Here is a 12,797-nt window from a genome sequence, read left to right on the forward strand (position 1 = left end):
TGGTACTCCCGCGACATCATCCGCAACGTCGACGGATCCCCCTTGACCGGATCATCACCCTGATCGACGACATCCCACCCCGACGGCCGCCCCATCATTCCTCCCCAGGTCCGATCTCCGCACACTTCTTCACAGATGTGCGGTTGTGACCATATCAGGGGTCACAGATGCCGATGATTCGAATCATCGTGTGCTCTCGTCCCGTGCACGGGAAAACCCGTCCGCGCCACGCGACGACGTGGTGCGGACGGGTCTCAACGGTTCAGCGATGACTCGCGCCGATCAGGATCTCGCAGGGATCAGAACCACTTCTCCGCACGGTGGTCCGCCTGGATCCGGCGGATGGTGTTCGAGCGGGACCGCAGCACGAGCGAGTCGGTGTGGATGACGCCGCGCGAGCGACGGACACCGTCGACCAGGACACCGTCGGTGACGCCGGTGGCGACGAAGAACGTGTTGTCACCCGTGACCAGGTCGTCCTGGTCGAGGACCTTGTCCAGGTCGTGGCCGGCGGCGATGGCGCGCTCGCGCTCCTCGTCGTCCTTCGGCTGCAGCTTGCCGAGGATCACACCGCCGAGCGCCTTGATCGCGCACGCCGTGATGATGCCCTCGGGAGTGCCACCGACGCCGACGCACATGTCGATCGTCGAGCCCGGCAGCGCCGCGGCGATGCCACCGGCGACGTCACCGTCGAGCAGCAGACGCGTCCCGGCGCCCGTCGCACGGATCGCGCGGATCAACTCGTCGTGACGGGGACGGTCGAGCACGGCCACGACCATGTCCTCGAGGTCCTTGCCCTTGGCCTTCGCCAGCGCGCGGATGTTCTCACCGATCGGCTTCTCGAGGTCCAGGACCCCGCGGCCCTCGGGGCCGGCGGCGATCTTGTCCATGTAGAACACGGCGGAGGGGTCGTACATCGAACCGCGGTCCGAGACGGCCATGACGGAGATGGCGTTCTGACGGCCGGCTGCGGTGAGCGAGGTGCCGTCGATCGGGTCGACCGCGATGTCGCAGGCCGGGCCGTGGCCGTTGCCGACGTGCTCGCCGTTGTAGAGCATCGGGGCGTTGTCCTTCTCGCCCTCACCGATGACGACGACGCCGTCGAAGTTCACGGTGCCGAGGAACTTGCGCATCGCGTCGACCGCGGCGCCGTCGGCGAGGTTCTTCTCACCACGTCCGACCCACGGCTGCGCACGGATCGCGGCGGCCTCCGTCGCACGCACGAGCTCGAGGGCCAGGTTGCGGTCGGGCTGGAGGAACAGGGAGCCGGTTTCCGTAGAGGGAGTCACGACCCGAGCCTACCGACCGGCGGCCGACCGGCGGTCCGGACACCGGGCCCGTGCACGCATGTGCACGACGGACGTGGGTCGACCGCGTAACCCGCACCGTCCCTCCAGTCCGGCTGACTACGATCGGCGGGGACATCACCGAAGTCGAAGGAGATCCACGTGCCCATCGCAACGCCGGAACAGTACGCCGAGATGATCGAACGCGCGAAGGCGGGCAAGTTCGCGTACCCCGCGGTCAACGTGTCCTCGTCGCAGACCATCAACGCGGTCCTCCAGGGCCTGCAGGAGTCCGGCTCGGACGGCATCCTCCAGGTCACGACGGGCGGTGCCGACTACTTCGCCGGCCAGACGATCAAGAACCGCGCCGCCGGTGCCCTCGCGATGGCGAAGTTCGCCCACGAGGTCGCGAAGAACTACGACATCACGGTCGCGCTGCACACCGACCACTGCCCGAAGGACGCCCTCGACGGCTTCGTCCTGCCGCTCATCGCGGCGAGCGAGGAAGAGGTCCGTGCCGGCCGCAACCCGATCTTCCAGTCGCACATGTGGGATGGCTCGGCCGTGCCGCTCGACGAGAACATCGAGATCGCGAAGACGATGCTGTCGAAGACGCGGAACATCAACGCGATCCTCGAGGTCGAGATCGGCGTCGTCGGCGGCGAAGAGGACGGCGTCGAGCACGAGGGCACGAACGACGCCCTGTACACGACCCCGAACGACGTCGAGAAGGTCGTCGACGCACTCGGCCTGGGCGACAAGGGGCGCTGGATCGCCGCGCTCACCTTCGGCAACGTGCACGGCGTCTACAAGCCGGGCAACGTCAAGCTCCGCCCCGAGCTCCTCGGCGAGATCCAGGCCTCGGTCGCGGCCAAGCACGGCACGGGCGAGAACCCCCTTGACCTCGTCTTCCACGGCGGCTCCGGCTCGACCGACGACGAGATCCACGAGGCCGTCCGCAACGGCGTCATCAAGATGAACATCGACACGGACACGCAGTACGCGTTCACGCGCTCGATCGCCGACTCGATGTTCCGGAACTACGAGGGTGTCCTGAAGATCGACGGCGAGGTCGGCAACAAGAAGCAGTACGACCCCCGCGCCTGGGGCAAGGTCGCCGAGTCCGCCATGGCGGCTCGCGTGGGCGAGGCCGCGAAGGTGCTCGGCTCCGCCGGTCACACCAAGGGCTGACACCGGGAGCAACTGCCAGGAGGAACGGGGCGCGTCCGACGGACGTGCCCCGTTCTGCGTCCGGCCGCCTCCACCGCATGCCACGATGGGCAGGTGACCGTCGACGCCATCGCCTCCGAGTTCGCCCAGTTCGTCACCGAGTCGCCCACCGCGTTCCACGCGGCAGCGGCCGCCCGCGACCGCCTCGTCGCAGCCGGGTTCACCGAGCTGTCCGAGCTCGACGCCTGGCCGTCCGAACCCGGCGCGTACGTCGTGATCCGCGACGGTGCGGTCATCGCGTGGCGCCTGCCGGAGGGTGCAACGGCGACGACCCCGTTCCGGATCCTCGGCGCCCACACCGACTCCCCCGGGTTCCGGATCAAGCCGAACCCCGGAGTCCGCACCGGCGGGTGGGAGCAGCTGAACGTCGAGGTCTACGGCGGCGCGCTCCTGTCGACGTGGTTCGACCGCGACCTGCGCATCGCCGGCCGGGTCGTCGACGCCGACGGCAGCGTGCGGCTCGTCAGCACCGACGCGGTCGCCCGCATCCCGAACCTCGCGATCCACCTCGACCGCGGGGTGAACGACGGCAAGGAGATCGACCGCCAACGCCACACGCTGCCGATCGTCGGCGTGGACGGCGACGCCGGAGGGACCTCGGTCGTGGAGTGGCTGCGCGCTCGCCTCGGAGACGATGCAGTCTCGTGGGACCTCTTCCTCGCCGACACCCAGGCCCCCGCCCGCATCGGCATCGAGCGCGAGTTCCTGGCGTCGGGCCGGATGGACAACCTGACGAGCGTGCACGCCGGGCTCCGCGGCATCGTGGACGCCCCGGTCGACGGCGACCACATCCCCGTGTTCGCGGCGTTCGACCACGAAGAGATCGGTTCCTCGACCCCGTCCGGTGCCGGTGGCCCGTTCCTCGAGGACGTCCTCGGCCGCGTGCAGGAGGGTCTCGGCGCCACCCGCTCCGAGGCCGCTCGGGCGTTCCGCGCCTCGTGGCTGTTGTCGAGCGACGCCGGGCACCTGGTGCACCCGAACCAGCCGGAGAAGCACGACCCGACGAACCGTCCGCGCCCCGGTGCCGGTCCGCTGCTGAAGATCAGCGCGAACCAGCGCTACATGACCGAGGCCAAGGGCGAGGCCGTCTGGGCCGCCGCATGCGACACCGCCGGGGTGCCGTGGCAGCCGTTCGTCAACGTCAACACGATCCCCGGTGGCTCGACCATCGGCCCGATCGCGGCGACCCGGCTCGGGATCCCGACGATCGACATCGGCGTCGGGCTGCTGTCGATGCACTCGATCCGCGAGCTCGTGCACGTCGAGGACCTGGCGTCACTCCACGGCGCCGTCGCGGCGTTCCTGGCAGGCTGAGCCCTGGCCGGCTGGACCCGGCCGGCTGAGCCCCGCCCGGCGTCTGCGGGCCGGGGTGGTCGCGACTCCCCGCGCACGCAGGACCGAGTGGTCACGAACTGTCGGGGGCCCCGGCGCCGGACGACACTTCGTGACCGCTCGACGGCGGGCATGCGGCGTGTTGCGACCACTCGACGCGCGGATGCCAGCGCCGCGAGCAGCCTGGCGGTCAGGCGGTCCGAGGGTCAGGCGCCGGCCTGGCGCATCATGAACTCGACGAACTGCGGGTCCTGGAACACCACGACGACGAACGCGATGGTGCTCACGAAGGTGGCCACGACCGCGCCGACGATCGGCACCCAGAACGTGCGCTTGCGTGCCCGGAGCCGGCGGATCGACCACCACGCCACGAGCGCGAAGACCACGACGTTCGTGATCGCCCCGATGATCGCGGCACCGCTCAGTGCACTCGGGTCGTTCAGCGCCGTGTACTGCGTCTCGAGGGTCCGACGCACCGTCGACGCGACGTTGGTCACCGCGAGGGACTGCACCACGGAGATGAGTCCGAAGGCGAGCAGACCGACCGTCAGGACGAAGTCGGCGGGCGTGCGTCCGAACCGGCTCGTCGACGCGGACCGCTGCGACCCGCCCGTGGTCGGGTCGCCGGCTGCGCCGGGTCGTCCTGGAGGCACGGTGCCGGTCGGCGCACCGGCACCGGACCGGTACGCGGTCGCGCCGTCCTGCCCGGCCTGGCTCGCCGCCTGCTGGCGGCGGTCGCGCTCCTGCTGCTCGCGCTCCTGACGTTCCTGTTCGACCAGGACCGGGTTGACCCATCCCTCTGGCGCGTACTCGCCGTACGCGGGGGCGGGTCGGCCGTGGACCCGGCCGCTGACGGCACCGGCGGCCGTCGTCGGGGACGTGCCCCGGGCCTCCTGGCCGGCTGCCGCCGTGTCGTCGACGTGACCCGGCTCGCGCTGCGGCACCGAGCCCCAGCCGTCCGCGCCGCTCATGCCCGACGCCCGCCGAGCGCGCGCGTCGGGTTGCCCGACGCGTCGGTGCGGAGCTCCTTGGGGAGCGAGAACATCAGGTCTTCGTGTGCGGTCACGACTTCTTCCACGGCGCCGTACCCGGCGTCGGCGAGTTGTTCGAGGACTTCGGCGACGAGCTCTTCGGGGACGGACGCGCCGCTCGTGACGCCGACGGTGGCGACGCCGTCGAGCCACTCCTGGCGGATCTCCTCCGCGTAGTCGACACGGTGCGCGGCCTTCGCCCCGTGCTCCAGGGCGACCTCGACCAGACGGACGCTGTTCGACGAGTTCGCGGAGCCGACGACGATCACCAGGTCGGTGCCCGGGGCGACCTTCTTGATCGCGACCTGGCGGTTCTGGGTGGCGTAGCAGATGTCGTCGGACGGCGGATCCTGGATGGTCGGGTACTTCTCGCGCAGCAGGCGGACGGTCTCCATCGTCTCGTCGACGCTCAGCGTGGTCTGCGACAACCAGACGAGGTTGTCGGGATCGGGGACGTCGAGCGCGGCGACGTCGTCCGGGCCGTTGACCAGGATCGTGCGCTCGGGGGCGTGGCCCATCGTGCCCTCGACCTCTTCGTGGCCGGTGTGCCCGATCAGGATGATGGTCCGCTCGGCCTTGGCGAACCGGGTGGCCTCGCGGTGGACCTTGGTGACCAGGGGGCAGGTGGCGTCGATGGCGTGCAGGTCGCGGTCGGCGGCACCGGCCACGACGGCGGGTGAGACGCCGTGGGCGCTGAACACCACGTGCGAACCGCGCGGGACCTCGGCGACGTCGTCGACGAACACCGCACCGCGCTGCTCGAGGGTCGACACGACGTGGACGTTGTGGACGATCTGCTTGCGGACGTAGACGGGCTCGCCGTACTGCTCGAGCGCCTTCTCGACCGCCACCACCGCCCGGTCGACCCCGGCGCAGTAGCCGCGGGGTGCCGCGAGCAGCACCTTCTTCGGACCGGCGACCGGCTCGTCACGCAGTCGCCCACGCGCCGCGTGCACACGCGGAGGGGCGAGCGGGACCGTGTGGCCGTTGGTGATCGTCACGTCCCCGATGATAGGTGAGCGGGACGCACGCGACCTGGGCGCGGGGGCCGGCTGTGGAGAACCCGCCGCTCGCCCGCTGTCACCGGTGTCGGGCACGATGGACGTCCAGCACGAGAAGGAGCGACATGGCGATCGAACAGGGCCCGCCGACGGCCGACAACCCGTGGCCGGTCGCGCTCCTCGGCGCGAAGCTCCGCGACTGGATCGACCGGCTCGGCACCGCGTGGATCGAGGGCGAGATCACGCAGTGGAACGTCGCGGGCGGCAACGTCTACGGCAAGCTCAAGGACGTCGAGGTCGATGCGACGGTGTCGTTCTCGATCTGGTCGAGCGTGCGGTCCCGGGTGCCGGCGGACATCAAGCAGGGCGACCGGGTCGTCGCAGCGGTCAAGCCGAACTACTGGGTCAAGGGCGGCTCGCTGACCATGCAGGTCGTCGAGATGAAGCACGTCGGCCTCGGTGACCTGCTCGAACGACTCGAACGCCTGCGTCGGACCCTGGGCGAAGAGGGGCTGTTCGACCCCGCACGCAAGAAGCGTCTGCCGTTCCTGCCGCACCGGATCGGCCTGATCACCGGCAAGGACTCCGACGCCGAGAAGGACGTCAAGCGCAACGCGCAGCTCCGGTGGCCGCAGGTCGAGTTCCGCACCGTCCACACCGCCGTGCAGGGCGAGCGGACCGTGGGCGAGGTCACGGCGGCGATCCTCGAGCTCGACGCCGACCCGACGGTGGACGTCATCATCATCGCCCGTGGTGGCGGCGACTTCCAGAACCTGCTCGGCTTCAGCGACGAAGGACTCGTCCGCGCAGCAGCAGCGGCGAGCACACCGATCGTGTCGGCCATCGGGCACGAGGCCGACCGTCCCATCCTCGACGAGGTCGCGGACCTCCGCGCCTCGACCCCGACCGACGCCGCCAAGCGCGTCGTGCCCGACGTCGCGGAGGAGCTCGCGAACGTCCGGCAGGCCCGCGCCCGCATCGGCCTGCGGTTGTCGCAGACGCTCGCGGTCGAGGCCGACCGGATCGCCGCCCTCCGGTCACGCCCGGCGCTCGCGTCGACGGCGTGGCTCGTCGACACCCGTGCGGAGGAAGTGGCCCGTGACCTGTCCCGGTCGCGGGAGCTGCTCGACCGTCGGCTCGAGCGGGGCCACTCGGAGGTCGGGCACCTGACCGCCAGGCTCCGTGCGCTGTCGCCGCGCGACACCCTGCGCCGCGGCTACGCGATCGTGCAGCGGGCCGACGGCGGCGTGGTGCGGTCGTCCGACGACCTGACCGGGCAGACGCCGGTGCACGTCACGCTCGGCGCGGGGACGGCGACCGGAACGCTCGAGCCGGACGGGCCGGGTCCGGACGGGTCGGGTTCGGCCGGGCCGGGTCCGGACGGGTCGGGTCCGGCTGCCTGACGCGTCGGGGTCGCCGACGGCCTGGTCACCAGCCGCGGTCGCGCAGCCAGGTCGTCGCCAGCGTGCTCCACGCCTCGGCCGGCCCGAGGCCCTCGGCGAGCCCGATGCCGTGCACACCGCGCTCGAACACGTGCAGGTCGAACGGCACCCCGTGCCGCGCCAGCGCGTGTGCGTAGGACAGCGAGTGCGTCACCGGCACGTGCTCGTCCTCGGCCGTGTGCCACAGGAAGGTCGGCGGAGTCCGGTCGTCGACGAGCAGGTCCGCGTCCACCGCGGACCGCTCGCGGACGCTCGCGCCCGGTCCGAGCAGGTTGTCGGCGCTGCCGACGTGCGGGTGGTCCGTCATCGACGTCACCGGGTAGCAGAGCACCGTCAGGTCGGGCCGGTCGTCGACGTCCGACACGGCGCGCTCGGCCGGCGTCGGTGCGTTCGACACGAGGGCCGCCAGGTGCCCGCCTGCCGACGAACCGATCACGACGATCCGCGGATCGGACGGGAGGCCCGCCCAGCGTCCGGCACGCAGGTCACGGACGAGCGCTCGGGTCGCCACCACGGCGTCCGGGTGGCGGTGCGGGGCGAGCGGGTACGCGAACACGACCGCGTCGATGCCGATCCCGTTCAGCCAGCGGGCGTACCCCTCCCCCTCGTGCGGGGCGTGCATGCCGTACCCGCCGCCGGGCAGGACGACCGCGAGCGAGGGGCGGCCCGGCAGCCCGTCGCGCCCAGCGCTCGGTCCGTCCGGTGCCGGGTACCAGTCCACGCCCTCGGGGAGATCTGTCATGGCGCGACCCTACCGGCCGGTGTTCTCCCCAGGCGCAGCGGGCACGTCGGTCAGTCGGTGGACCCTCGGTAGGATCGAGTCGTGCCATCCCAGCAGGAACCCGAGCAGACCGACGTCCAGTCGCTGAGCTACGAAGCAGCCCGCGACGAACTCGTGCGTGTCGTGAGCGAGCTCGAACAGGGCTCCGCGACCCTCGAGCGCTCGCTGTCGCTCTGGGAGCGCGGCGAGGCCCTGGCCGCCCGCTGCGAAGAGTGGCTCGTCGGTGCTCGTGCCCGGCTCGACGCGGCCCGCGCGGCCAGCAGCGCCGAGGACGGCTCCGCCCGATGACCGACGCGAACGGTCGCCCGATCGTCGCCGAGCTCGGCCGACCCGAGACGGCAGAGGAGACCTGGGCCCGCAAGGACGCCGCACGGACCGCTCGCCGCCAGCACCAGACGGCCTTCAACCTCGTGATCGCGCTCATCGCGTCGCTCGGCATCGTGCTGTTCCTCGTCGCCGTGGTCGTGCGGCCGAACACCACGGTCGACCGCACCGTCGACTACCAGCAGATCGCGGCCGATGCCCACGTCGGCGACATCACCCTCGCCGCCCCCGACCTGCCGAGCGGCTTCACGTCGAACCGGGCCGACTTCTCCGACAAGACCTCGGACGACGTCGACGTCTGGACCGTCGGGTTCGTGACGCCGGACAAGCAGTACCTCAGCCTGCAGCAGGGCGTGGACGCGAACGGCTCGTGGGTCTCGAACCAGCTCGACCAGCGACCGTCGACCGGCACCCGCGTCATCGACGGCACCAAGTGGACCGTGTACGACCGACGGGCCGAGGGCTCGGATGCCGGCAACCACGCGTACTCGCTCGTGTCCACGTTCGGCACCAACACGATCGTGCTCTCCGGCACCGCCGACGACTCGTCGTACCGCACCGTGGCCACGGCCGTGACGAAGCAGTTCTCCCAGTAGCGACCGCCGGACGAATCCTGCCGGACACCCCGGCGCCCGACCACTCGACCTCATCCGACCCGATCCGAGGAGCCCCATGCCCGACCGCGCCGCCTCCACCCCGTCCGACGCCCTGCGCCTGCTCGTCGACGGCAACGCCCGCTTCGCCGCCGACAAGCGCCGCATGGGCCGCACGGACCCCGACCGCCGCACCGAGCTCCAGGGGTCGCAGGCGCCGTTCGCGACCGTCCTCGGCTGCTCCGACTCGCGCGTGCCGTTCGAGCACGTGTTCGACGCGGGCATCGGTGACCTCTTCGCCATCCGCAACGCCGGGCAGATCGTCGACGACGTCGTGCTCGGGTCGATCGAGTTCGCGGTCGTCGCGCTCGGCACCCCGCTCGTCGTCGTCCTGCGCCACACCCGGTGCGGTGCCGTCGCCGCGGCCCGCTCGGGTGAGCCGGTCCCCGCGCCGCACCTGCAGGCCCTGGTCGACGCCATCGCCCCGAGCGTCGAGAAGGTCCGTGCCACCGACGCCGAGCTCCCACAAGAAGCGATCGGCGCCGCCCACCTCGAGGCCACGCTCCGCCAGGTGCTCGAGCGCTCCGGTGCCGTCTCCGACGCGATCGCCGAGGGCCGGCTGGCCGTCGTCGGCGCGACCTACGACCTCGGCACGGGCGAGGTCACGATCGACACGGTGGTCGGCAACGCCTGACGGCCCCTCGGCGCCGCACCCGCACGTCCCACATCCGTCGCACCGGTACAGTCGAACGAGACGCCCGGCGCCGGTTCCGTGACCCACGGAGACCTCGTGCGCCGGCGCAGTCCCCCGACGCGACCGCGTCCGGCGAGCACCCCAGGAAGGACCACGACGACGTGACCGACACCACCGAGACCGAGTTCCGCATCGAGCACGACACCATGGGCGAGGTGCGGGTGCCGAAGTCGGCGTTGTACCGCGCCCAGACCCAGCGCGCGGTCGAGAACTTCCCCATCTCGGGCACCGGGCTCGAGTCGGCCCAGATCGTGGCGCTCGCCCGCATCAAGCGCGCTGCGGCCATCGTGAACGGCGAGCTCGGCATCGTCGAGCCCGCCGTCGCCGACGCCATCGCGGGCGCGGCGGACCTGATCATCGGTGGGCAGCACCACGACCAGTTCCCCGTCGACGTGTACCAGACCGGCAGCGGCACCTCGTCGAACATGAACATGAACGAGGTCCTGGCCACGCTGGCGTCGGACATCGGCGGCACCGCGGTGCACCCGAACGACCACGTCAACGCCTCGCAGTCGTCGAACGACGTGTTCCCGACCTCGGTGCACGTCGCCGTGACCGAAGCCCTGCTGCGCTCGCTCGTCCCGGCGCTCGAGCACCTCGCCGAGTCGCTCGAGGCCAAAGCCACGTTGTGGGCCGACGCCGTGAAGTCCGGCCGCACGCACCTGATGGACGCCACCCCGGTCACCCTCGGCCAGGAGTTCGGCGGCTACGCACGCCAGATCCGCCTGGGCATCGAGCGGGTCACCGCGACGCTCCCCCGCGTCGCCGAGGTCCCGCTCGGCGGCACCGCCGTCGGCACCGGCATCAACACCCCGAAGGGCTTCCCGCAGCGGGTGATCGCCCAGCTCGCGAGCGACACCGACCTGCCGATCACCGAGGCCGTCGACCACTTCGAGGCCCAGGGCGCGCGCGACGCCCTGGTCGAGGCCTCCGGGGCGCTCAAGGTGCTCGCGGTCAGCCTGACGAAGATCAACAACGACCTGCGCTGGATGGGGTCGGGCCCGAACACCGGGCTCGGCGAACTGCACATCCCCGACCTGCAGCCGGGCTCGTCGATCATGCCCGGCAAGGTCAACCCGGTGATCCCCGAGGCCACCCTGATGGTGGGCGCGCGGGTCATCGGCAACGACGCCACCATCGCCTGGGCGGGTGCGTCCGGTGCGTTCGAGCTCAACGTCGCGATCCCCGTGATGGGGACGGCGCTGCTCGAGTCGATCCGTCTGCTGGCGAACAGCTCGCGGGTGCTGGCCGACAAGACCATCGACGGGCTGCAGGCGAACCTCGAGCGGGCCCGGGCGTTCGCCGAGTCGTCGCCGTCGATCGTCACCCCGCTCAACCGGGTCATCGGCTACGAGGCCGCGGCGAAGGTCGCGAAGTACGCCGTCGCCGAGGGCATCACCGTCCGCCAGGCCGTCGTGGCGCTCGGCCACGTCGAGCGTGGCGAGGTCACCGAGGAGCAGCTCGACGCGGCACTGGACGTCCTGTCCATGACCCACCCGAACTGAGCTCCTGCCGCGCGACCCCTCCGCGCTGACCCCTCCGCCAAAGCGACAGATCTCCGCGAACTGTTCGCGGAGATCTGTCGCTTTCGTGTGTGGGGAACAGCCGGGCGCTACACCAGGTCGGGCGAGTCCAGCAGGTCCGTCACGAGGGCGGCGATCGCGGAGCGCTCCGACCGGGTCAGCGTGACGTGGGCGAACAGCGGGTGGCCCTTGAGCCGCTCGATGACGCTCGCGATGCCGTCGTGCCGTCCGACCCGCAGGTTGTCGCGCTGCGCGACGTCGTGGGTGAGCACCACGCGGGAGTTCTGCCCGATGCGGGAGAGCATGGTGAGCAGCACGTTCCGTTCGAGCGACTGCGCCTCGTCGACGATCACGAACGCGTCGTGCAGGGACCGACCGCGGATGTGCGTGAGCGGCAGGACCTCGATCAAGCCGCGCTCGATCACCTCGTCGAGGACGTTGTCGGACACCACCGACCCGAGGGTGTCGTAGACCGCCTGCGCCCACGGGTTCATCTTCTCGCCGGCGTCACCGGGCAGGAACCCGAGGTCCTGGCCACCCACGGCGTACAGCGGCCGGAACACCATGATCTTCTTGTGCTGCTGCCGCTCGAGCACTGCTTCGAGCCCGGCGCACAGGGCCAACGCTGACTTGCCCGTGCCGGCGCTGCCGCCCAGGGACACGATGCCGATCTCGGAGTCGAGCAGGGCGTCGATCGCGAGCCGCTGCTCGGCGGACCGGCCGCGCAGCCCGAAGACCTCGCGGTCGCCACGGACCAGGGCGACGGAACCGGCGGTGTGCACGCGACCGAGGGCCGAACCGCGCTCGGAGTGGATGACGACTCCGGTGTTGACCGGCACGCCGTCGAGCTGGACGGAGCGGATCTCCTCCTTCTCGTACAGGTCGGCCATCTGCTCGCCCGAGACCTGCAGGTCGGCGATGCCGGTGTAGCCGGAGTCGACCGCGAGCTCGGCGCGGTACTCCTCGGCCGCCATGCCGATCGACGACGCCTTGACGCGCAGGGGCAGGTCCTTCGACACGACGACCACGTCGAGCCCGTCGTTCTGCAGGTTCGAGGCGACGGCGAGGATGCGGGAGTCGTTGTCGCCGAGCTGCAGCCCGGACGGCAGGACGGACTGGTTGGAGTGGTTCAGCTCGACGCGGAAGGAACCGCCGTCACCGAGCGCGATCGGGAAGTCGAGCCGTTCGTGTTCGATGCGCATCTCGTCCAGCAGCCGCAGGGCCTGCCGCGCGAAGTACCCGATCTCCGGGTCGTTGCGCTTCGACTCGAGTTCGCTGACGACCACGACGGGCAGGACCACCGCGTGCTCGGCGAAGCGGAACAAGGCCCGCGGATCGCTGAGGAGCACCGATGTGTCGAGCACGTACGTGCGCTGGGCGACCGACGTGGACGAGTCCGCGGTGGGCTGGTGCTGGGTTCCGCGAGAGACGTTCTGAGAGGTCACGACCACTCCATCCCCGGGCCGCGAGCAGCCCGGTCCATGTCCTCGAACGCGGCCG

At 71.1% G+C, this 12,797-nt stretch carries 12 protein-coding genes; 7 read left to right on the forward strand and 5 right to left on the reverse strand.

Translation table 11 applies throughout. From position 1 onward, the window contains the following. Positions 1-299: 299 nt before the first annotated feature. On the reverse strand, positions 300-1,289 hold the full coding sequence (gene glpX, locus EDF51_RS17005; protein WP_111084799.1) for a class II fructose-bisphosphatase: 990 nt from the start codon (positions 1,287-1,289) through the stop codon (positions 300-302). Between the two features lie 159 nt (positions 1,290-1,448). On the opposite strand from glpX, the gene fbaA reads away from it, so the two are divergent. Further along, complete coding sequence (fbaA, locus tag EDF51_RS17010) at positions 1,449-2,477, forward strand: class II fructose-bisphosphate aldolase (protein ID WP_133936920.1); 1,029 nt, start codon at positions 1,449-1,451, stop codon at positions 2,475-2,477. A gap of 93 nt (positions 2,478-2,570) precedes the next feature. Continuing rightward, positions 2,571-3,830 (forward strand): M18 family aminopeptidase, encoded by a 1,260-nt coding sequence (locus EDF51_RS17015; protein ID WP_134195734.1) that lies wholly within the window; start codon positions 2,571-2,573, stop codon positions 3,828-3,830. A gap of 224 nt (positions 3,831-4,054) precedes the next feature. Here the strand turns inward: EDF51_RS17015 and EDF51_RS17020 are convergent, their stop codons facing one another. Further along, positions 4,055-4,819 carry a DUF6264 family protein gene (locus EDF51_RS17020; RefSeq protein WP_123294163.1) on the reverse strand — a complete coding sequence of 255 codons (765 nt, stop codon included), beginning with the start codon at positions 4,817-4,819 and terminating at the stop codon, positions 4,055-4,057. Then, complete coding sequence (locus EDF51_RS17025) at positions 4,816-5,874, reverse strand: 4-hydroxy-3-methylbut-2-enyl diphosphate reductase (RefSeq protein WP_131845537.1); 1,059 nt, start codon at positions 5,872-5,874, stop codon at positions 4,816-4,818. The genes EDF51_RS17020 and EDF51_RS17025 overlap by 4 nt, the downstream gene beginning before the upstream one ends. A 131-nt stretch (positions 5,875-6,005) precedes the next feature. On the opposite strand from EDF51_RS17025, the gene xseA reads away from it, so the two are divergent. Beyond that, entirely contained in the window at positions 6,006-7,283 is a 1,278-nt protein-coding gene (xseA, locus tag EDF51_RS17030) for an exodeoxyribonuclease VII large subunit (RefSeq protein WP_131878239.1), read from the forward strand. Between the two features lie 25 nt (positions 7,284-7,308). On the opposite strand, the gene EDF51_RS17035 is transcribed toward xseA, so the two are convergent. After that, positions 7,309-8,064 carry an alpha/beta hydrolase gene (locus tag EDF51_RS17035; RefSeq protein WP_131878237.1) on the reverse strand — a complete coding sequence of 252 codons (756 nt, stop codon included), beginning with the start codon at positions 8,062-8,064 and terminating at the stop codon, positions 7,309-7,311. Positions 8,065-8,145: 81 nt separating this feature from the next. Here EDF51_RS17035 and EDF51_RS17040 point away from each other — a divergent pair, with 81 nt between their 5' ends. The 4 genes from EDF51_RS17040 (at position 8,146) to EDF51_RS17055 (ending at position 11,279) form a co-directional block, all read left to right on the forward strand. Then, entirely contained in the window at positions 8,146-8,391 is a 246-nt protein-coding gene (locus EDF51_RS17040; RefSeq protein WP_111084805.1) for an exodeoxyribonuclease VII small subunit, read from the forward strand. Further along, entirely contained in the window at positions 8,388-9,023 is a 636-nt protein-coding gene (locus EDF51_RS17045) for a DUF4245 domain-containing protein (RefSeq protein ID WP_123340653.1), read from the forward strand. Before EDF51_RS17040 ends, EDF51_RS17045 begins: the two co-directional genes overlap by 4 nt. Positions 9,024-9,099: 76 nt before the next feature. Next, entirely contained in the window at positions 9,100-9,714 is a 615-nt protein-coding gene (locus tag EDF51_RS17050; RefSeq protein WP_111084807.1) for a carbonic anhydrase, read from the forward strand. A 161-nt stretch (positions 9,715-9,875) separates the two neighbouring features. Beyond that, complete coding sequence (locus EDF51_RS17055) at positions 9,876-11,279, forward strand: class II fumarate hydratase (protein WP_123294166.1); 1,404 nt, start codon at positions 9,876-9,878, stop codon at positions 11,277-11,279. A gap of 107 nt (positions 11,280-11,386) precedes the next feature. Here the strand turns inward: EDF51_RS17055 and EDF51_RS17060 are convergent, their stop codons facing one another. Further along, positions 11,387-12,748: a PhoH family protein gene (locus tag EDF51_RS17060; RefSeq protein WP_185021053.1), complete on the reverse strand. Its 1,362-nt coding sequence runs from the start codon at positions 12,746-12,748 to the stop codon at positions 11,387-11,389. Positions 12,749-12,797: the final 49 nt, after the last annotated feature.

This window comes from Curtobacterium sp. PhB25, from assembly GCF_004365375.1.
Taxonomy (GTDB): domain Bacteria; phylum Actinomycetota; class Actinomycetes; order Actinomycetales; family Microbacteriaceae; genus Curtobacterium.

Bases quoted from the DNA above. Each gene is read 5' to 3' on its own strand.
- EDF51_RS17020 (WP_123294163.1), bottom strand. From the start codon at position 4,819: ATGAGCGGCGCGGACGGCTGGGGCTCGGTGCCGCAGCGCGAGCCGGGT.
- xseA (WP_131878239.1), top strand. From the start codon at position 6,006: ATGGCGATCGAACAGGGCCCGCCGACGGCCGACAACCCGTGGCCGGTC.
- EDF51_RS17035 (WP_131878237.1), bottom strand. From the start codon at position 8,064: ATGACAGATCTCCCCGAGGGCGTGGACTGGTACCCGGCACCGGACGGA.
- EDF51_RS17045 (WP_123340653.1), top strand. From the start codon at position 8,388: ATGACCGACGCGAACGGTCGCCCGATCGTCGCCGAGCTCGGCCGACCC.
- EDF51_RS17050 (WP_111084807.1), top strand. From the start codon at position 9,100: ATGCCCGACCGCGCCGCCTCCACCCCGTCCGACGCCCTGCGCCTGCTC.